We start from the raw sequence: 20931 nt of genomic DNA on the forward strand, positions 1-20931 counted from the left end.
TTTGCGTCTCTACAAAAACAAAACGGACTGATAAGTTTTGCCTATCTGACCGTTTGCATGTCCCGGTTTGAAGAATTGTTATGATCTGAAGATCATCCTTAACGATTGATCCTTTGACATGTATGCAGTGCCCCAATTATACAGGGTTTTTAATTTGTTACGATAGTTGACCAATGATATCAGGTGGATGAACAGCCACATAAACAAGGCCATAATGCCGCCAATATGCAGTTTGTTCTTAAACAGATCGACCACGGCTTTATTACGACCAATAATAGCCATATCGCCTTTGTCAAAGTAGTTGAAAGCGCTCATCGGCTTAGCTTTTTGCATGGCTATGAAGTTTTTAGCCAGGTTACGGCCCTGTTGTATGGCTACCTGCGCCAGTTGCGGATGACCTTTAGGGTAACGTTCGTCGGTTATTTGTACGCTGGCATCGCCAATGGCGTATACGTTTTCCAGTCCAATTACCTGGTTAAATTCATTGGTGATCATTCTGCGGCCAACACCCAGGCTGCTTTCCGGTATGCCTTCAAAAGTATTGGCGGTGATGCCTGCGGCCCAGATCAAGGTTCCAGCCTCAATGGTTTCGGCGGTTGAAAGAGCGACCTCGTGTTTATCATAGTCCTTAACCTGTGTGTTCAGTTTTACTTTTACACCAAGGTCTGAAAGTACCTTATAAGCTTCCTGGTGTGTTTTTTCGCTCATGGGGCCCAACAGGTTTTTGCCGCCATCAACAATATATATCCCACCCGGAGTACCTTTCAGCTCGGGGTAATCTTTCAGGAAAATGTTCTTTTTCATTTCGGCCAGCATCCCGGCAATTTCCACCCCGGTTGGGCCGCCACCTGCTACCACAATGGTTAACAATTTTTTTCGTTCGGCCAGGTCTTTGGTCATCGCGGCCTGTTCCATGGTTTGCAGTAAAGCATTACGCATGTGCAGGGCATCATCGATAGTTTTCATGGGGATGGCGTTCTTTTGAACATTTTCCATCCCAAAAAAGTTTATCCGGGCACCTGAAGCAAACACCAGATAGTCATATTTAAGTTCTTCGTTGGTTAAGTGTACGGTTTGTGATGAAGGGTCGATCTTTACTACTTCGGCCATGCGGTAACTGATCCGTTTATTACGGAACATTTTACGGAATGGGTAACTGATATCTGATGGGTCCAAAAAGCTGGTGGCCACCTGGTAAAGCAGGGGAGGGAAGTAGTTATAATTGTTTTTATCAAGCAAAATAACCTGGTAGTTTTTGTTTTTGGCTACTTGTTCGGCCAGGTTTATCCCGGCAAATCCACCTCCAACAATAACAATTTTTTTAACAGCATTTTGGACATTGCCCGTAGCTGTAGGTATAGTTTTAGGAGTGCTCATTTTATCAATTATTTGATAGTGTACTTTATACACAAATATACCTCTGTTTTATCATTTATGTATGTTTTTGGGCGCTTATTTGGGCTGATATAAAAGTATTTACAATAGGATGATTAAGTGTGTATTTTATACACTAAGTGTAAGGAAAAAAGGTGATAACTCATAAAAAGACAGTCATACAAACAGGGTGTCATGGTTCGACTGAGCTCAGGGTGGCACCCTTTTTTTAGCCTATGGTCGGTGTCATCACCGCACCATACATTAGGTAGTTTGATAAAGTGCTGTATAGAAAACGCAAAACTACCCGGAAGAAGTATTAAATATCGTGTTATTATCAGGTAAATGAATATGATATTTAATTCTCTGTATAATGAAATATGTAATAATATTTATGAAAAATTATTATTATCTTGATGCAACTATTAACAAAAAGTAAAAACCATGAAAAAAATCAAGCTTACATTATTGACGCTGGCCTTAGTAATTGGCATCTGCGGAGCATTTGCGTTTAAGACACCCGTTCATCATGAAAAAAAGTTTTTAGTACTGTATTGGTATCCGGTTAATACAGCCGGCCAAATAGCAGGCCCGCATCTTTTTAGTGATGCTGTTTCCAAAGCTGCGGCTATAGCAGGACAGGATTGTAAAGATTCTCCAAATCAACCAGTGTGCCTTTATGGCGATACAGATCCAGAGCTTCTGGTCGGTACATCAATCGGTTCACCCAATTCCGGTCATGCAGTTCTGAAGAGTAATTAATATCGGAGGATAGACATCTTTTAAGAGAATAGAATATTTAAATAGTTATAAACCCCGGGATACATAGTGTCCCGGGGTTTATTATATCACCTCGATAACAAGGGTAGCTTCGTTCTGATCTATACTCAAGGGGAGAGCCTCCAGGCCCGGCACAAAATTGAATACCCTGCCTTTATCGGTGGTAGGCATGGCCGTTAACTTATAGGTTGATGTTATTTGTAAGGTGCTCTTGCCCTTGCTTACTCTGATCTGTTTTTCATCGAGAGTGAATTTTTCCGTTGATTTGGAAACTACCGGCAAAATGATCCTGGTCTGCCCATCGTAACCGGTTTTTTCAATGCTGAATTTGATAATTACCCGCTCGCCGGCAAACTGGTAAGTTACCTGGCAGTTTACTTCGCCTGCCGGCGGATTTTGCTGGTTTTTATCCACCAGTTTTGACCGTGTTTTGATAACCTCTTGTCCGCTGATGTCCCCGCGCGCTATCTGAGCTCCCAGATCGTTGATATTCATAAATACCGATTCACCTACCCGGAGTTCTATACGTGGCGTCAGCGGCATGGATAATGGGTCTGTATCGAGCTGCATGTTATCGGCCTCAAACAATTGATACTGGTTCATGCTGCCGGCAAATATGGGGCCCGTTTTTGGGTGCCAAAGCATGGTGAGGGCGCCGCCTGTAGTGTGGCCGTTTTTGGTTTCCTTATATTCCCTGTCGTACCCGGTAATAGTCGCCCTGAATTTCCCTTTGGCTACCAGCCAGGTTTGTATATCGTTAAAAGCCCGGATGCCATAGGTTTCTTCGCGGGGGAGTTTTATGCTATCGACATTTACTTTGGCTGGTTGATGCTCGTGCTCCAATATCGTCGTTAAAGCTTTGATATGGCAAAAAGTATGATGCACACAAACCGGTACCTGGTGCGATACATAATGCGGTCCGCCATACAGTAAATTATCCTTGGTGCATTCCTGTAGTAATTGGGTGTTCCGCAGTGCCACTTTATAAAACCTCGGGTCACGACCGGCCATCAGGGTATAGGCCGCCTGGCAGCCATCGCTGGTACGGCTACCCCAGTAGGTCCATTTATAATTACGTGTGCCCCAGCTGTTGTCCCAGCCGCCATCGGGCAGCATAAACTCCATATGGGTTTTTAAACTACGGGTTACCGCATCCAATACTTCTTCGTCCTTTGTCAATAAGCCATAAAGCACCAGCGAGGGCAATGACTCTTCGACATTATAACCCAGGTCGACAGAAAAACATCCCTTAGGACTTGCTTTACTGTTAGGGCCGCCTTCGCCGTAGATGAAACCATCTTTAGGCGTGATGTATTTTAAAGCCGTGTGCGCAAACTCCCGGCCTTTGTCTTTATACTTTGGAATATCCAGCATAGTGCCTATCAGCGATAGCGCGTAGGAGGCGGTAATAGGATAGTTAACATTGCCATACTCCATCGAAAAATTGGTGTACACGTAGTCGGCAGCCTTTTGCAGGCGGTCGGTAAGCTCGGCTTTAAAGCTTTTATCCATGATGGATCCATGATTTTTCAGGGTTTCGGCCAATGCTATCGACGAAAACACGGTAGTACCTTTCCAGGAGCCTTTCACGGGTTCATTCAACCAGGAACCATCGGGCTGGCTTACCCGGGTTTTCATCCAGCGATAAAGCAATGCGGCTGCATCGGTGTATTTGGAATCACCGGTTTTTTGGGCCAGATGGTAGAAGGGGTAAATAGCATCACTGCCACGACCATGAACCGCTTTGTTTGCCGGGCAATATAAGCCGCCGTAATTATCGGTGTTTGATTTATCCAGAACCTGTAACGCCAACAGGCCTTTGGCCCATTGCCCTAACAGCTGATCGCTCAAGGCATACAGATCATCAGTAACAGGAGGAACAGTTAAGGCGGAAGCATTGGCAAATGGCGATACGCTGATCAACCCTGCTGTTCCAATAGCGGTGGTTTTAATGAAACTTCTTCTGGATAATATCATGGTTATAACAGGTATGGATCACAAATGTAATTGATAGAAGATTAGGGATTAAAAAAATCAACTACAACGATGTAATAGGCTATTTTGTCCTATTTGAGCGGTTATTTTTCCGGAGTGTTCAAATACCTGTGATCCACAGAAAACCTGCCGCCACCACTTATCACAAGGGATATAGCCAGACCGATCATCAGCAGGTCGAACTCAAAACCTTCGAAGCCTTTGGGATTTGTGCCAAACCAATCCATAAAAAAGCCAGCCTGCCAATGATGTGTAATGATAATGCCTATAAACAGCGGGATGATCAAGGCAGCGATTATACGCGTTGCCCAACCCATGATCAGCAGGATGGAGCCTGCAAACTCGATCACGATCACAATAAATCCGATAAGCCAGGGCAGGTGCACAACCCCTGTAAAATATTGCATAGTATTTGCAAAACCCATGCCGCCAAAAAGCCCCAACAGTTTTTGCGCGCCATGCGGTAATAATATGAAGCCCAAAGTAAGGCGACTGATAGCTGCGGGCCAATTGCCCGAAGTGCTAAAGATTGTGTTTCTGATATTTTTCATGAAGCAAAATTCGGCAGGCCAAAAATGCTGTCTATGAAACTACATTCATAAATTGCCCGTTATTATAGTTTATTACGGCGGATCCTGCTTAAAAACTGAGGGGTTATACCCAGGTAAGAGGCTATCAGATATTGGGGGATCCGTTGCTGTATAGTAGGGTAGCGCTTGAGAAAAATGTCATAACGCTGCTCGGCGGTAAAGCTGATCGCTTCCATCACCCGTGATTGTGAGGCTACAAAGGCGTTTTGAAAAAGGATCCGGAAATATCGTTCCATAGCCGGTACCGCTATCAGCAGCTTGTCCAGCGCGTGTTTATCTATCTGCAAAAGCTCGGTCTCTTCCAAAGCCGATATATAAAGCGTGGAAGGCTGCCCGGTTAAAAAGCTGTACAGATCGCCGGCATACCAGTTTTCTATAGCCAAAAAAACGATATGCTCGGTGCCCTGCTCATCAAGCGTATATGCTTTTAAGCATCCTTTCACAATAAAACTCTCATACCTGCATATTTCACCGGCCCGTATCAAATATCCGTGTTTTTTGATGTGGGTGGTTTTAAAATTGGAGAGTACAAGACGGGCATCATCGGCAGAAAGATCTGCATGCTGATGGATATGTTTTAATAATAGGTCGCTCATTAAATCAGAAATATTTATCTAAGAGGCTGTTTGAATTTGATTTTACAGAAATGTTATAACGGGTTTTAACGACTGCTACTTAATTAGTGGCAAAGTATTTTTAAATCAATATATTTAACTATCAAATATAAATCATGAAAAAAGCAGGCTTATTATTCATTTTCGCGTTTTTGTTGACTTTTTATACGTTTGGGCAGGACCAAAAGGCTATGTTATACAGCAAAGACCCTCAGCTTGCCAAAAATAAGAAACTGGTTTATGATTTTTGGCGGGAGGTTCTTGAGGGCGGACATCTTGAGCTTGCAGCCAAATATCTGTTACCAACATACATTCAGCATAACCCCAATGTACCAACCGGGCGGCAGGGCTTTATTGATTTCTTTTCCAAATTTGCCAAACCTTTAGCTATAAAGGCAACCGTTAAAGCGCCGCTGATTTCCATAGTTGCCGAAGGCAACCTGGTTGTACTTAGCTTTAAAGATGAACATCCAGATCCGAAGGTTAAAGGCGAAAAATATATTACCACCTGGTTTGATATGCTACGTATCGAAAACGGAAAAATAGCCGAGCATTGGGACAGCGCACTTAAAAATTAACCACCCGAATCCTGATGTGATTAAAAGTATTGCCTTGCGTAACAAAACTGTGCAATCCTTAAGATAAAATAAGCTGCCTGATATCCCCGATTTTACGATACTGCTGGCGGAAGAGCGGCCTTTTTTAGCTTTCGTAATTTAACTATCTGATAGGTGACACCCACTATATATAACAGGAACCAGATGCCGAGCCACATTTTTACCATAGGCGAATCAGGGCCGCTGGCCAAAGGCTGACTAATGGGTAACCTGGTCAGTGTTTCGACAGTAGTGGGTATCATCGAGAAAAAGAGGGTTAAGGATAGCAGGATGATCTGTATGTAATCGGCCGCTTTTCCAAAAAATGGGATCGATCTCGCATAAACCGCGATAGGCAATATCACCAGGATAATAATACCAAGCGCGTGCCCGGCAGAAGGGTGCCCTGTTTTCATGATCGGGAAGCCGGTAAGGCAGGTAATAATGGTTAAAATAACATATAAGCGGCCCGCGCCTTCACCCGGATTTATTTTTCCATGGCGAAATAAAGCGATAACAGCAGTAATGATGGCCAACACACTGATAATGGTGTGGATGATCCCAAGTACAGAAAGGTGGTTCGGCATAATGGTGATTTTTAAGGTTAACAGTTTCTGTATTAAATATAGGCAATTAGCTGTTAAGTAGGATAGAGGTACCGGGATAAATTATCCTTTCGGCATACCGAAATTTTTTTCGTATATTTATGCAAACGGCAGCCCGGTTCTCTTTTTATAAGGGAACCGGGCTGTTTAGTTAAAGCCAAACAAGACCCAAAAATCAACTGTTTTGTATTTAGTTATTTGATAGTCAGTTATTTAATACTTTTTAAACCTTTCAAAACCCATCAAAAATTTGTTAAAAAGTGTTAAAATGGCGTTAAAACTTTGTTAAAATGACCAAAAGTGAAGCGTTTTACGCTGTTTTTGAGCAGAATAGTGTTAAAATTTAAGGTTTAAAAAGTTTTTGAGCAATCCGATCCACGAAAAAGACGAGGTTAACATTCAGTTTAATTTATGTTAACAAGATAACAGTTTCTTTGGCGCAAATTAAAACAGGGAGCTATATTGCACCGCCGTTTTACATCAACAATTTCCGCATGAATAATTTTACAAAAGCAGTTACCATTTTAGGGGCCTTAGCAATTACCGGGATAAGCGCCAACGCACAACAAACAAAAACTTATACCGTTGCCGACGCGCATTCGCACAATGATTATAAAAATAATATCCCCTTTTTGCGGGCTTATGAAAAGGGTTTCGGATCTATAGAGGCTGATGTATATGCAGTTAACGGCCAGCTGATGGTGGCCCATGATAAAAAGGAGATCAGTGCCAAACGCTCACTGAAAATTCTGTACATCGACCCACTGATCGAAAAATTCAGCCGCGATAGCCAGCGAAAACTTCGCCTGCTGATCGAGATCAAGGAAGATCACAAAGCGGTATTGCCATTGGTGATCAAAGAGTTAAAGCCGCTTGAAAAATATTTTTCCTATGAAGGTCATCCAGGCCGTTTGTCTATCGTAATGACTGGCGCCGTACCGCCAGCTGCCGAAATGACTAACTACCCTGATTGGATCTCCTTTGATGTAGATCATATGGATGGCTTTAATGCGCAGCAATGGAAAAAGGTAGGGTTGGTAAGCTTCCCCTTCAGTAAATATCTGAAATGGAACGGTAAAGGCGTATTGAACAAAGAAGAGATCAGCAGAGTGAAAGCGGGTATAGACAGTGTGCATCAAGCGGGTAAAATGGTCCGTTTTTGGGAAACTCCTGATACCAAAAGCAGCTGGCTGGCCCTGGTCAGGTTAGGTGTTGACGTGATTGGTACAGACAAAATAGAAGAGCTTGGTGATTTCCTGAATAAAAAGCCGCACAGCGAATATTTATCGCCGGCACCTTACGCCGTATACCATCCAACTTATAGTTCAGATGGCTCACAGAAGAAGGTCAAAAACATTATTCTATGTATTGGCGATGGGATGGGGCTATCGCAGATCTATTCAACTTATACGGCTAACCGTGGTCAGCTGAATATATTCCAGATGCAAAATATAGGTTTTTCTATCACCTATTCGGCTGATGCTTATATCACCGATTCAGCTGCCGGAGGTACAGCTTTCGCTACCGGTCAAAAGACAGATGACCGCGCAGTAGGGGTTGATCCTTCTGGTAAACCACTAAAATCATTGGCCGTTTATAGCGCCGAAGCCGGAAAGAAAACCGCTGACATTGTTGCCTGCGAGTTGACCGATGCTACGCCCGCGGTATTCTATGCCCATCAGTCAGAGCGTTCGAGCGCTACAGCTATTGCTAATGATATGGTATCAACCCCGATCGATATTTTGTTGGGTTCCGGCTATAAAGATTTTACAGAAAGGGTAAATGGCGAAACGCCATTAGATAAAATGAAGCAGAAAGGCTATACCATTATCCGCAATTTTGATGAGTTTTTAAGCTCACAGGCTCCTAAAATAGTGGCCCTGGTGGATGATAGCGTAACCCGACCAAAAATGGAAGGCAGGGGAAATTACCTGCCCCTGGCTTTTAATAAAGTTACCACTGCGTTTAAAAATAACCCTCAGGGATTTTTTATGATGGTTGAAGGTTCGCAAATTGACCATGGTGGCCATAGCAATAACCTGAAACAGGTAATTACCGAAAATAGCGATTTTGACCAGGTTGTAGGCAACGCCCTGCGCTTTGCCGACGAAGATGGTGAAACATTGGTCATTGTAACTGCCGATCATGAAACCGGCGGCTTAACCCTGCTTGATGGCAACGTTAAGAACGGATATGTTTGGGGTGATTTCAGCACCAATGACCACACCGGCACGCCAGTTCCTGTCTTTGCATACGGTCCTCACGCCGGTGATTTCAGGGGTGTGTATCAAAATACCGAGATTTTTAACAAATTGTTGGCCCTGATAAAAGCTAAGTAAGCGTAAATCGGACACTTTCCTGAATCAGGAGCAAAAAGCGCCTTGAATGATTTATACGGGGCGTTTTTTGTTTGTTTTATATAACTGGTTATTTACCTGCCCTTAACTTTCCGGAAACGTTTGCGCATTTTTAACTAAACTTCTTGTTTCTCTGTTCGCATTTATCTCTAATTTAGTTAACCAATTATAACCGTGAATAGCCCCTGATCATGACCTCTGTTATCAGCAACAATGAGGTAATTGAAACAGCTGATTAAGCCCGGTTTTTACTGTAATGATTTGATAACGTTACAGTCGGTATTGATTAACCTTAAAAAACTAAGATTGATGCTTATGCCTGAAACAGTTTCTATAACAGCATTTCAAAATGGTGATATGGGAGCGTTCAATCACGTTTTTAACTTTTTTTATAAACGGGTCTGTTTCTTTGCTGCCGGAATTGTTAATGAAAACTTTGCTGAAGATATTGTTCAGGATGCTTTTGTAAAACTGTGGGAAAGGCGGAGGAGTTTTAAGGATTTAAATTCTATAAAGGCTTTTTTATATCTAACTACAAAAAACAGTTGTATCAACTCTTACAAACATCAAAAGGTTGTTGACAAATTTGAAGGTGCGCAGGTAGAATCTATTGAACAGTCAAATATGATGCATCAGCTAATTGAGGCCGAAGTACTGGAAGAGGTTCAACGCGCTGTTGAACAATTACCTCCCGGCTACCGGAAGGTAATTTATCTGAGTTATTTTGAAGGATTGAGCAACCAGGAAACGGCCGACTATCTGCAGGTTTCCATCAATACCGTAAAAACACAAAAAGTACGCAGCCTGCGTATTTTACGCGAAATATTAAAACACTCGCCAACTGCTATAGCATTGTTGATACATAAAGTGCTGTGATTCACTATTAAAGTATTGTGCGGTCTGGATAAGCAATTCTCTTTATTTAGTAGTATCCCGACTGCTTTGTTTATGGTTTACAGTGTAAACCCAGTTTAACGTGTTTTTTGAATTTAACTATCTCATTTTCAAATAAATGTATTTGTGTAAACCATAAAAAGTGTAAACCATGTAAACCCACTTTTGCCAAAATAGATATCTGGTTCAGGCTTACATTTCTTAACCGAACTCACGTTTTAATATTTTTTTTTAAAGCTGTCACCCGTTATGCAACCATAGGTGTTTGTATAGTAACCAATGGAAAAAACCGAACACGATATTTATGTTGCCGGGCTTATCGGCAAATTGTTGAATGGCGATATTTCGCCTGATGAACATCTGTGGTTAAAAAACTGGATGGATGAAAGCGAAGCTAATCGGGAGCTTTTCAATAAGCTAACCGATCCTGATCATCTGGAAAAACAACTTGACTATTGGAACACAATTGATAACAATAGTGCCTGGGAAAAACTACAGGGAAAGTTGGAGACAACGGAAACAACCCATCGGTTTAAATATCGGTCATTGCTGAAGTACGCTGCGGCTGTGGTATTGTTATTAACCGTTTCTATCTTAATATACCGGGGTAACGATAAATCCCCAAAAAAGCTGGTTAACAAAATAGCGCAGGAATCGATCAACCCCGGAAGTAACCACGCCATATTGATCCTTAATGATGGTCAAAAAGTAACTCTTAAGAAACACGCGAAAATATCTCTGAATGAAGCGGACGGTACTGCTGTATCTAACCAAAACGATGTACTGACTTATAAGCAAAGTGCGGGCAGCGCCGATGCAGAGCAAAACCTCACCTACAATACAATCATGGTTCCGCGTGGCGGTGAATACCAGCTCATATTAGCCGATGGGTCAAAAGTATGGATGAATTCTGCTTCTACTTTAAAATACCCGACAGCTTTTTCAGGCAAGGAGCGAAAAGTTTATTTAACCGGCGAGGCCTATTTTGAGGTGGCCAAAAATAAGGCTATGCCATTTATTGTAAAAACCAATAAAGCCGAAGTACAGGTTTTAGGCACCCACTTTAATGTAATGGCTTATGAGGATGAAGCTAATAACAAGACTACATTATTAGAAGGGACTGTACGAATACAATCGTCGTCGGCTGTTAATGTGATCAAGCCGGGACAGCAAGCGATAATCAATGACCAGGGCCAGCAAAAAATAATCAGTGATATCAATATAGATGAGGAAATAGCCTGGAAAAACGGCTTCTTCATATTTAAAGATGCCGGGATCAAAAGCATTATGCAGCAGGCAGTTCGCTGGTATGACCTTGATGTAGTGTACGAGGGTGATATTCCTGAAATACAGTTTAGCGGCAAAATGTCGCGAAAGGTTGATTTTTATGGATTCGTTAACATATTAAAGTATGCAGGCCTGCATTTCAATATCAAAGGGAAAACTGTAACCATAACTAAATAACAGATCGGTGTGTGAGAAGACTGATCTGTTTACAAGAGCATAGTAACCAATTATTAAACTTAAATTAAAAAAGATGAACGAACAAATACCTGCTACACCTTAAGAAATTACAGGGCACCGCTATGCAGCCCGTTTCACACATTTTTAACGATGATAAAAACCGGAGAGTGCTGGAACACTCACCCGGTTATATCTGGGCAAACCAATTATTGCTGACCGCATAATTGAAAATTCGAGTCTAACCCAAACTGAACAAAAGTATGAAATTCATTTCTAAGTCCATGCCGGGCAAGTGGCCGGCTATAACTAAATTTTTATTGGTTATGAAACTGATTGCCATTATAATGATTGCCTTTTTGACCAGTGTAAGCGCAAGAAGTTTGAGCCAAACTGTAACGCTTCACGAAAAAAATGTGAGTATCAAAACCGTCCTGGAATCTATTGAAAAGCAAAGCGGCTATCAACTGATCTTTGTAAACGTAAAACAGGATATATCACGCATCCACATTAAAAACATCGACCTGGAACACGTGAAGGTTGAAGATGCCTTAAATGCCTGCTTCAGGGATCAACCCATCACCTACAAGATCATCCAGGGAACCATCGTGATCAAGCAAAGAGAGGCTGAGGTTAAAACAGATATAAAAGCCAGTACTGATGTTCAGGGTAAGGTTGTTGATGACAAAGGACAACCATTAATTGGTGTCAATATAAAGGTAAAAGGATCCGCAACTGGCACTATCACTGATGTACAAGGTCATTACACTATAAAGGTACCTGATGAACAAACCGTACTGGTATTCTCTTATGTGAGTTTCGAAACACGGGAAATAACAGTCGGTAGCCAAACGCTGATCAATGTTACCTTGAAGGATGCAACAAACAACCTGAATGAAGTGATTGTGGTAGGATACGGAACTCAAAAGAAAGCCGATCTAACCGGCGCCGTGGCTACAGTTACCGGTACCGAATTGAATAAAAGGGTAGCAACTGATCCAACTCAACTACTACAGGGGAAATTACCCGGCTTATCAGTAGTGCAGGGTTCGGGTGAGGCCGGTAATGAGGGTACAACCCTGCGGATAAGGGGTAATGGCACTTTTAGCGGTGCCGGTAATGTGCCATTTGTGATCATTGATGGTTTGCCAGGAAGCCTTACTGCACTTGATCCGCAAAATATTGAATCGGTAACTGTGTTAAAAGATGCCGCATCGGCATCTATATATGGTACACGTGCGGCCAATGGCGTTATTCTGGTTACAACCAAACAAGGTAAAGAGGGTAGGCTTCAGCTTTCGTATGATTATAACCTGGGCATAACCCGTGCAACGGCCTTGCCTGATAATTTGATCTATAATTCCGTGCAGTACATGACCCTGTGGAATCAGGCTGCCACCAATTCAAATTATCCCAATAAATTTACTGATGCGCAAATAGCTCTGTATCAAAACCCTTCGGATCCTAAATTATATCCTAATTATAACTGGCTGGATGCCGTATTTAGAACCGTCAATGTACAAACCCACCATATAGGTATAACCGGGGGGAGCAATGGCACAACTTTTAACGTAGGCTTAGGTTTTGTTGACCAGCCCGATGTTATGCTGGGTTACTATTACAAAAAATACAATTTACAGGTTAACCTGAATTCTAAACTAAATAAATGGGCAACATTTGGATCAAACATTACTTTAAACTATAGTGAACGGGGATATACCTCAAGGGGTAGCCAGGATCAATTCTTATCGGCATTATCCCAAACACCATTATATGGCCCCATTTTACCTGACGGTAGCGGGCGTTACACCAATTCGGTATTCCCCAGTGTTCAAACACCTAATAAAAACCCGATAGCCATTGCGCAGAACGCTATTAACAAGCAAAACGATTATTATGTGCAAAGCAGTTTTTTTCTGAATATCCGCTTATTAAAAGGTTTGGAATGGCGCACTAACGCGGGTTTTAATTTTGACTTTAACAAAACCATCGATTTTAAACCTGTAATTAATCAGTATAACTGGTTTGCCAAGCCGACTGATGCTCCCGAGCGTACCCTGGATGTTAATGGCCAAGGTATTGATGTAACCGATAACAATACTTTCTATCCGATTGCTTACACTCAACTTACCTATAGCCGGTCGATCAACAACGAGCATAATTTCAAATTACTGGCCGGTACCCAGGTGGAGTATAATAAATCGCAAAACTTAGAAGGGATCCGGAATTTACCTTTTGCTACCAATACTTTGCAGGAGATAGATGCAGGGCCGGTTGCTTCGCAATTAAATAACGGAACCAGTAATATTTACGCCTTGCACTCATACTATGGCAGGTTTAATTATGATTATCAGGAAAAGTATCTGTTGGAGGCCAATGCCCGATTTGATGCATCTTCACGTTTTCCGGCAAATAATAGATGGGCATTTTTTCCATCGGTGTCTTTGGGTTGGGTAGTCACTAAAGAAAAATTCCTGTCTAATGTAAGCTGGTTAAATAACTTAAAGTTCCGGGCTTCATTAGGTAACCTGGGTAACCAGAATATCGGTAATTATCCGTACCAGGAGACCTATAATTTTAAGAGCTATTACAACACCAAAACCAGTTATGCTTATCCGTTTTCTGGCAGTACTGTTACCAGTGGGGTAGTTAATAATTCATTGACTAACCCAAATATCAAATGGGAAACAACCCGTGTATTTGACCTGGGTACAGATTTTGCCCTGCTTAACAACAAGCTCAGTTTCTCGTTCGATTGGTATAATAAGTTAACCTCCGGTATCCTGGAGAATGCCGCACCGCTTACCCCGTTATATTTTGGTCTTAGTGCACCCACCATTAATTATGGTAAAATGAAAAATACGGGCATTGAGGCATCTTTTCAGTATAATGATAGGTTTGGTAAGGTTGGTTTTACATTTGGCGGAACTATACAAGCTAATAAAAATACCCTGGTATCCTATGGCGCCCCGGCTATCAACACCGGAACCAACACCATTAACCAGGAGGGGCAGCCTTACGGAAGTTTTTATATGCTGAAATATGTCGGGATATTTCAATCGGCAGAGGAGATCGCCAATTCACCTAAACAGCAATATAACCCTCAACCCGGTTATATCAAATATGCCGATACCAATAACGACGGCAAGGTTGATGATAATGATCGCGTAATAGTGCCCGGTGCTTACCCCAAATTTGATTATTCTTTTAATACGGGTGCTACCTGGAATAATTTCGACCTTACCGTTTTCTTTTACGGCTCTTATGGTCAAAAACTGTATGTAAATGGTTGGGGTATACAACCATTTAATCAAGGTTCGCCACCGCCAAGTGAATGGCTAAATGCCTGGACACCCACTAACCATAGTACCACCATGCCTATGGTTTATGTATTGGGCCAGGGTAATATCAGCAGTAACGCGAATACTGCATCAACCTATTATTTAAAGGATGCCTCTTTCCTGCGGTTAAAGAATGTTCAATTGGGATATAATCTACCGAAAAAATTTGCTAACCACCTGTTCATGTCTGGCTTGCGCATCTACTTTGCCGGAGATAACCTGTTTACGTTCACCAAATTTCCAGGACTTGATCCGGAACGCGTGGCTTCAAATACGAGGTTTGTTACGCACCCGCAAAACCAGGTGTATTCATTTGGGGTAAAGGCAACATTTTAAACTTATTTATCAAAATAATGATGAAAACAGCAGTAAAATATTTAATGATCTCTTTAATGGCTACACTATTGTTTGCCTGCAAAAAGAATCTTTTAGATCAAAATCCGCCGGCAGATATTGGCAGCGAAGTATACTGGAAAACACAAAACGATGCTGATCTGGCGTTGTCAGGTATCTACAGTTTTTTTATACAGGGGTTTAACTACACAGCCTCTGGTAATACTGGACAGGGTTTTGGGGCAGGCACTCCATATTGGGAAAGCCTGAGCGACAATGCTTATAGCGGAGCATATTCCAACATTGCTCAGGGCGCTATTACCCCAACGGTAGGTGGTTTGCAAACGGATGCTTATACCACTTCATACAGGGCGATACAGGCGTGCAATACCTTTTTGGATAACGTCCGGAAGATCAATCTACCTTCGCAAACCCTATATCAATACGTGGCCGAAGTAAGGTTTGTGCGGGCTTATTGGTATTTTATGCTTACCCAGTTATATGGAGATGTAGTACTGTCAACCCACCAGATAACCATTAACCCCGCAAATTCACAGTTAGGCAGAACGCCTAAATCGGTAGTAATGGATACCATCCTTAATGATCTGAACTTTGCCGCTAGTAACCTGCCGAATACAGCTTATAATGGTCACGCGGTTAAAGGCTCGGCCTTAGGTTATATCGTAAAGGTTTATATGGCCAATCGTCAGTATCAGCAGGCAGCTGCCGTTGCCAATACCATTATATCTGATGGAAAATTCAGCATTTATACCGGCGGTTACAAGAATTTGTTTTTAAAACCCGGGCAGAATAATAATCCGGAAATTATGTTCTCAGGGAGATACCAGGTTCCTACGGCATTCAGCCCTGCCGATTATTTATATACCTACAGCTCAAGTTTTCAGCCATTGGGTTATCTGGTTGATGATTATGAATGTACAGATGGTCAGCCTATAACTTCATCACCATTGTACAAGCCTGCAACTCCTTATGTGAATCGTGATCCGCGGCTATTAGCTACGATATTAACCCCAGGTATTTTATACAAAGGAGGGATACCTTTTGTTCCTGCGGCTATTGGGGCTACTGCCGGCTTCCTGAACAAAAAAGGTGTTGATTCAACCCGGGCAACGGTTATTGGTACCCAAAGTGATCAGGATTGGGTTTACCTGCGCTATGCCGATGTTTTACTGATGTATGCCGAGGCCAAAAACGAAGTGTCGGGTCCCGATCCCAGTGTTTATTCGGCTATTAATGCTGTCCGTACACGCCCGGGCGTCAATATGCCTGCTATCCCTAACGGACTTTCACAGACTGACATGCGCAGCCGTATACGTCATGAACGACGAATTGAACTGGCGATGGAAGGTCAACGGTACTTTGATCTGAAAAGATGGGCGCTTGACCGGGTGATCATCCCAACTATCAAAGACCCAAATGCAGCCCAGCGAACATTCCCGCTGCGGGATACCATTTGGCCTGTTCCGCAAACCGAGATCGATATTGCCAAAGCGGTGGGCAATGCAGCATTTAAACAAACACCCGGCTATTGATCTTCAAAAATCACAATCAGAAAACATCAATGAGAACTAAATATCAATTGAAAATAGCTATGAGTTTGGTATTCCTGCTCATCGCTTGTCCCGCTATACTGTTTGCGGCAGGTAATGTCATCGTTTATAGCCCTGATAAGCAGATCCGTTTGGAAGTGCTTGATCAGGGAGGAGCATTATCTTATAGCATCCAGTACAAAAATAAAGCGGTAATCAATGCCTCAGCCCTGCGAATCAGTATCGATAAAGTTGGGCTCAGCAACCAGGCTACCATTATCGGAAGTACAACTTATAGTATAAATGAAAGTTATCCGTGGTATGGAGCGCATTCAGTAGCTGTTAATCATTTTAACGGTGCAAAAATTAAATTGCTGCATGGTAAAACCGAATTTACGCTTGATGTGCGTGTGTTTAATGATGCAACCGCCTTTAGTTTTATAATCCCTGGAGGTAAAAATGATAACCGAATCCCTGACGAAACTACTGAGTTTAACGTCCCCACCGGAAGTATTATTTGGTATCACGATCTTAACGGGCACTATGAAGGCCAGCATACCAAAAAACTGATAGATTCGGTAAGTTCCGGCCAATGGATAGCGCCACCTGCTACTTTTAAGCTACCTGGTAATACTGGGTATGCCTCCATTACCGAAGCCGATTTGAAAAATTATGCGGGCATGGCACTGCAATCAACTGGCGGGGGTAAGCTGCTTTTACAACTGGCTGATCATCACCCCATATCACATCCGTATGAACTAAGATATAGTAAAGAGGATATAGCAAGGGTTTCAAAACCAGCTGCGATTCGTGGAACCATTATCACCCCATGGCGGGTAGTTATGATAGGGGCAGACTTAAATACGCTGGTGAATTGCGACGCTGTTCATAATTTATGCCCACCACCCGATAAAAAATACTTTCCGGAAGGTATCAATACCTCATGGGTAAAACCCGGCCGTGCTGTTTGGCAATACCTTGATGGAGCTGGCGATAAAACAGTGAACAATATGAAGGAGTATTCCAGATTAGCTGCTGAACTGGGTTTTGAGCATAATATACTAGAAGGCTTTTGGGAAAAATGGAGTGATGATGAGCTTAAGGATTTGGTAAACTACTCCAAGCAACGTGGGGTAAGTATCTGGGTGTGGATGCACTCTAAGGATCTGCGTGATTCTACCGTAAGGCATGCCCGCTTTAAACGCTGTCATGATTTAGGTATAGCCGGGTTAAAGATCGATTTTTTTGATAACGAAGCCAAAGAAGTAGTCGATCTGTACCAAGATATCTTAGTGGAGACGGCTCAATTACATTTAATGGTTGATTTCCATGGCTCCAATAAACCAACGGGTCAGCTACGTACCTGGCCGAATGAACTGACGCGCGAAGCGGTTAAAGGGATGGAGTCAAGCAGACTGGCGGACAGAGCAACGCATAGCACAACACTGCCATTCACACGGTTTTTAGCTGGCCCGGCAGAATACACGCCAGTACATTTTGGTGAGCGCCGTAAAAACACCACCTGGACAAATCAAATTGCGAGTGCTGTTATTTTAACTGCCCCGGTATTAACCTATGCTGCCAGTCCGCAACATTTGCTGGAGAACCCTGGAGCGGATATCATCAAAAGTATTCCATCCACCTGGGATGAAACCATTGTGCTGCAGCCGTCGGCAATAGGAGAGTTGGCCGTCTTTGTCCGCAGAGAGGGTAATACCTGGTTTTTGGCCGTTATGAATGGGACTCAGTCAAAAAACATTCAAATACCACTTAGCTTTTTAAAATCTTCGGCTAAATGCTCAAGTCTTACTGACGATCCGGATAATACGGGGGCTCTAAAAAACGGAAGTTCAGTAGTAAAACCCACCGATATACTATCGCTGAGTTTAGGTACAGGAGGCGGATATGTGGCCAGGTTTAATCTGCAATAATTGATCACAAATTAAAAAATATGAGAAAGATCACTGCTTACAGCATTCTATTGGTCATTAGCTTAATGATATCACCTGCTTTAAAGGCACAGCAAAAAACAGTTACGTTAGATTATTATTTTAATAATGAATACCGGAAAAACAAAGCTGGGGAGCAGGAGCGGTATCATTATACGTGGGAGGATACTAAAAGTAGTGGTTTTTCTATCTGGGGAGATATTTTCAAGAAGAATGGAGCCGGTTTAAAAAGTCTTGAAAATGAACCAACCCCTGATAACTTAAAGGGAACCAACATTTACATTATTGTTGACCCGGATACTAAAAAAGAAACTGCTGATCCCCACTATATCGAATCCCAGCATATCAAAGCCATAGTTGATTGGGTTAAACAAGGTGGTGTGTTGGTTTTAATGGCTAATGATAGTGCTAATGCCGAATTACCACATCTAAACGTGTTGGCGGCAAAATTCGGGATCCATTTTAATGATGACCTGTACAAGCATGTGATTGGTAGCCAGTTTGAAATGGGGGCCATTAATATCCCTGCGAATGATCCGGTGTTTAAAACCGCCCAAAAAGTTTATCTAAAAGACATTGCCACACTTCAACTATCAGCCCCGGCCAAGCCCTTGCTTATTGATGATGCTCACGTAATTGTAGGCACCGCCCGGTATGGAAAAGGCAGGGTAGTGGCTGTGGGCGATCCCTGGTTATACAATGAATATACTAATGGCAGATTACCTGCTGCTATGGGGTTTGACAATGATAAGGCAGCGGATGATCTGAGTAAGTGGCTGTTAGATCAGGTACCTGTAAAAGGGAACTAAAAAGAAAACAAATAATCAATCATATCAGTGCTAAGCAATGGTTTCAGAAATTGAATTGATCGTATTAATTAAAGAAGGGGATATCCGCGCCTTTGATGAGTTTTATAAAAGAAACTGGCGTGTTTTGTACCAAACAGCTTATCGTTCAACATCCTCACAGGAGGATGCTAAAGACCTGGTGCAAACAGTTTTTATAAGTTTATGGAATTGCAGGCAGAACCTTAACCCCGATGCTTATACACCCTCATATCTTTTTAAGATACTGAAAAATAACATCATTAACTTTTATAAGCAAGATTCGGCCAGAAGAAAGAGGTTGGAAAAACTATTATACCTGGATGAGGCAAATCAATATACCAATGAAGATAACCTGATGGCTAAAGAACTTTCGATTGTAATTGATGGTGAGATCAGAGAACTGCCCCGAAAAATGCAGGAGGTTTTTATATTATCACGCAGGCAGCATCTTTCTGTCAATGAAATTTCTGAAACGCTTAACATTACCCCGCGCACAGTTAAAAACCAGCTTTCCAACGCCTTGAAAATACTACGTACAAAATTGGGTATGTTTTAAGTGTTTTTTATAAAAATAAATCTGGTACCAGGCCGCCTAAGCTTTGTATATACTATCAAAACCAAAAACTGTTTAAATAACAGTTTATATAAACTTAAAAACAGATCATCATGATGCTATGGCGGAAGCCTGATCCCGACGATAGGGTTGGGGAGGAACATCTTCGGGATGAGGGGGCGATGCGTGCTGTAGAAAAAGAAATGCTACATAATATCCATAAGGAGATTTTTGGACGGTGGCATTTTATCAAAACTACAACAGCTAAATATACCATGGCAGCTTCTTTATTATTGATGTGCTGCTCAGGGCTTTTGTATAAGAAATTATCCGCTAATGATGAAGCTAGTTGGGTAGTGGTATCTACGCCCAAGGGCAATATTAAAAATATACAACTTCCTGACGGATCAACAGTTTGGCTAAACTCAGGTTCGGTTCTGAAATTTCCTGAGCATTTTGGTAAAACCAGGGAGATCGAACTGCTTGATGGTGAAGCTTATTTTGATGTAAAACATGATGATCAATCACCATTCACAGTTCATTATGGCCATTTGCACGCCCGGGTATTGGGTACTGCTTTTAATGTAAAGTTTTATAAAAATATCAGTGACGTTCGATTATCAGTTACCCGGGGGCGGGTTGAAGTGGGTAACAAGTCATCAAGTTTTGGGGTAATTACACTCGGCAAAGAAGTTATTTATGATCAAAAAGCAGGCACGCATCAGGTTAGGGTAGTAGATGCAGAGAAAGTAGCGGCCTGGAAATCAAATGAGATCAATCTGTATAGCATTCCGTTTGATGAGCTGGTAATGCGGTTAGAGAACATTTATAATGTTCAAATCAATTATGATCATGACAGGATAAACCACCTGACAACCACCATTCATTTTTCAAGAGATAACACTTTACAATATGTGCTTGATATCATTAAAACCATTCATCATTTGGATTATGATATAAAAGGAAAGGGGGTTTATCTGAAAAAAATGTGAATCAATAAACCTAATAAGGCCGATACCACCTGCTAAATGCCGGTAATATCGGCCAGAGTTGAAATAATGAGTTATTGGCAGGTTCCAAGCTAATCCAATAATTCATTGATAGTTTTTTTT

16 protein-coding genes are annotated in these 20931 nt (G+C 42.0%); 11 read left to right on the plus strand and 5 right to left on the minus strand.

Annotated elements, in window-relative coordinates:
- Window positions 1–78: 78 nt before the first annotated feature.
- On the minus strand, window positions 79–1377 hold the full coding sequence (locus BLR84_RS20815; protein ID WP_090471991.1) for an NAD(P)/FAD-dependent oxidoreductase: 1299 nt from the start codon (window positions 1375–1377) through the stop codon (window positions 79–81).
- 441 nt (window positions 1378–1818) lie between these two features.
- Between BLR84_RS20815 and BLR84_RS20820 the strand changes: the two genes are divergently transcribed.
- Window positions 1819–2136 (plus strand): hypothetical protein, encoded by a 318-nt coding sequence (locus BLR84_RS20820; protein ID WP_090471993.1) that lies wholly within the window; start codon window positions 1819–1821, stop codon window positions 2134–2136.
- Between the two features lie 81 nt (window positions 2137–2217).
- Here the strand turns inward: BLR84_RS20820 and BLR84_RS20825 are convergent, their stop codons facing one another.
- The 3 genes from BLR84_RS20825 to BLR84_RS20835 all read right to left on the minus strand — a co-directional run bounded on the left by BLR84_RS20825 (window position 2218) and on the right by BLR84_RS20835 (window position 5335).
- Window positions 2218–4131, minus strand: coding sequence for a hypothetical protein (locus tag BLR84_RS20825; RefSeq protein WP_090471995.1), 1914 nt, complete (start codon window positions 4129–4131; stop codon window positions 2218–2220).
- 101 nt (window positions 4132–4232) lie between these two features.
- Window positions 4233–4700 (minus strand): DoxX family protein, encoded by a 468-nt coding sequence (locus BLR84_RS20830; protein ID WP_090471997.1) that lies wholly within the window; start codon window positions 4698–4700, stop codon window positions 4233–4235.
- Window positions 4701–4762: 62 nt separating this feature from the next.
- Window positions 4763–5335 (minus strand): Crp/Fnr family transcriptional regulator, encoded by a 573-nt coding sequence (locus BLR84_RS20835; RefSeq protein ID WP_090471999.1) that lies wholly within the window; start codon window positions 5333–5335, stop codon window positions 4763–4765.
- Window positions 5336–5469: 134 nt separating this feature from the next.
- Between BLR84_RS20835 and BLR84_RS20840 the strand changes: the two genes are divergently transcribed.
- Window positions 5470–5931: a nuclear transport factor 2 family protein gene (locus BLR84_RS20840; protein WP_090472001.1), complete on the plus strand. Its 462-nt coding sequence runs from the start codon at window positions 5470–5472 to the stop codon at window positions 5929–5931.
- Window positions 5932–6023: 92 nt separating this feature from the next.
- Here BLR84_RS20840 and BLR84_RS20845 read toward each other — a convergent pair whose 3' ends face one another.
- Window positions 6024–6536: a hypothetical protein gene (locus tag BLR84_RS20845; RefSeq protein WP_090472003.1), complete on the minus strand. Its 513-nt coding sequence runs from the start codon at window positions 6534–6536 to the stop codon at window positions 6024–6026.
- Window positions 6537–7048: 512 nt separating this feature from the next.
- Between BLR84_RS20845 and BLR84_RS20850 the strand changes: the two genes are divergently transcribed.
- From BLR84_RS20850 to BLR84_RS20890, 9 genes are all read left to right on the plus strand, one after another.
- A complete protein-coding gene (locus BLR84_RS20850; protein ID WP_143013959.1) occupies window positions 7049–8893 on the plus strand; it encodes an alkaline phosphatase in 1845 nt (614 codons plus the stop codon).
- A gap of 333 nt (window positions 8894–9226) precedes the next feature.
- Window positions 9227–9787: an RNA polymerase sigma factor gene (locus tag BLR84_RS20855; protein ID WP_176852119.1), complete on the plus strand. Its 561-nt coding sequence runs from the start codon at window positions 9227–9229 to the stop codon at window positions 9785–9787.
- Window positions 9788–10084: 297 nt separating this feature from the next.
- Complete coding sequence (locus BLR84_RS20860) at window positions 10085–11269, plus strand: FecR family protein (protein WP_090472009.1); 1185 nt, start codon at window positions 10085–10087, stop codon at window positions 11267–11269.
- A gap of 260 nt (window positions 11270–11529) precedes the next feature.
- Window positions 11530–14943, plus strand: coding sequence for a SusC/RagA family TonB-linked outer membrane protein (locus BLR84_RS20865; protein ID WP_218128408.1), 3414 nt, complete (start codon window positions 11530–11532; stop codon window positions 14941–14943).
- A gap of 17 nt (window positions 14944–14960) precedes the next feature.
- Window positions 14961–16493, plus strand: coding sequence for a RagB/SusD family nutrient uptake outer membrane protein (locus BLR84_RS20870; protein ID WP_090472012.1), 1533 nt, complete (start codon window positions 14961–14963; stop codon window positions 16491–16493).
- Window positions 16494–16522: 29 nt separating this feature from the next.
- Window positions 16523–18421: a glycoside hydrolase family 97 protein gene (locus BLR84_RS20875; protein WP_090472014.1), complete on the plus strand. Its 1899-nt coding sequence runs from the start codon at window positions 16523–16525 to the stop codon at window positions 18419–18421.
- A 20-nt stretch (window positions 18422–18441) separates the two neighbouring features.
- Window positions 18442–19248, plus strand: coding sequence for a DUF4350 domain-containing protein (locus tag BLR84_RS20880; protein WP_090472016.1), 807 nt, complete (start codon window positions 18442–18444; stop codon window positions 19246–19248).
- A 37-nt stretch (window positions 19249–19285) separates the two neighbouring features.
- Window positions 19286–19822, plus strand: coding sequence for an RNA polymerase sigma factor (locus BLR84_RS20885; protein WP_090472018.1), 537 nt, complete (start codon window positions 19286–19288; stop codon window positions 19820–19822).
- Between the two features lie 110 nt (window positions 19823–19932).
- Complete coding sequence (locus tag BLR84_RS20890; protein WP_090472020.1) at window positions 19933–20811, plus strand: FecR family protein; 879 nt, start codon at window positions 19933–19935, stop codon at window positions 20809–20811.
- The last annotated feature ends 120 nt before the right edge of the window (window positions 20812–20931 follow it).

Source organism: Mucilaginibacter sp. OK268 (assembly GCF_900103125.1).
GTDB lineage: Bacteria > Bacteroidota > Bacteroidia > Sphingobacteriales > Sphingobacteriaceae > Mucilaginibacter.

Bases quoted from the DNA above. Each gene is read 5' to 3' on its own strand.
- BLR84_RS20815 (WP_090471991.1), bottom strand. From the start codon at position 1,377: ATGAGCACTCCTAAAACTATACCTACAGCTACGGGCAATGTCCAAAAT.
- BLR84_RS20820 (WP_090471993.1), top strand. From the start codon at position 1,819: ATGAAAAAAATCAAGCTTACATTATTGACGCTGGCCTTAGTAATTGGC.
- BLR84_RS20825 (WP_090471995.1), bottom strand. From the start codon at position 4,131: ATGATATTATCCAGAAGAAGTTTCATTAAAACCACCGCTATTGGAACA.
- BLR84_RS20830 (WP_090471997.1), bottom strand. From the start codon at position 4,700: ATGAAAAATATCAGAAACACAATCTTTAGCACTTCGGGCAATTGGCCC.
- BLR84_RS20835 (WP_090471999.1), bottom strand. From the start codon at position 5,335: ATGAGCGACCTATTATTAAAACATATCCATCAGCATGCAGATCTTTCT.
- BLR84_RS20840 (WP_090472001.1), top strand. From the start codon at position 5,470: ATGAAAAAAGCAGGCTTATTATTCATTTTCGCGTTTTTGTTGACTTTT.
- BLR84_RS20845 (WP_090472003.1), bottom strand. From the start codon at position 6,536: ATGCCGAACCACCTTTCTGTACTTGGGATCATCCACACCATTATCAGT.
- BLR84_RS20850 (WP_143013959.1), top strand. From the start codon at position 7,049: ATGAATAATTTTACAAAAGCAGTTACCATTTTAGGGGCCTTAGCAATT.
- BLR84_RS20855 (WP_176852119.1), top strand. From the start codon at position 9,227: ATGCCTGAAACAGTTTCTATAACAGCATTTCAAAATGGTGATATGGGA.
- BLR84_RS20860 (WP_090472009.1), top strand. From the start codon at position 10,085: ATGGAAAAAACCGAACACGATATTTATGTTGCCGGGCTTATCGGCAAA.
- BLR84_RS20865 (WP_218128408.1), top strand. From the start codon at position 11,530: ATGAAATTCATTTCTAAGTCCATGCCGGGCAAGTGGCCGGCTATAACT.
- BLR84_RS20870 (WP_090472012.1), top strand. From the start codon at position 14,961: ATGATGAAAACAGCAGTAAAATATTTAATGATCTCTTTAATGGCTACA.
- BLR84_RS20875 (WP_090472014.1), top strand. From the start codon at position 16,523: ATGAGAACTAAATATCAATTGAAAATAGCTATGAGTTTGGTATTCCTG.
- BLR84_RS20880 (WP_090472016.1), top strand. From the start codon at position 18,442: ATGAGAAAGATCACTGCTTACAGCATTCTATTGGTCATTAGCTTAATG.
- BLR84_RS20885 (WP_090472018.1), top strand. From the start codon at position 19,286: ATGGTTTCAGAAATTGAATTGATCGTATTAATTAAAGAAGGGGATATC.
- BLR84_RS20890 (WP_090472020.1), top strand. From the start codon at position 19,933: ATGATGCTATGGCGGAAGCCTGATCCCGACGATAGGGTTGGGGAGGAA.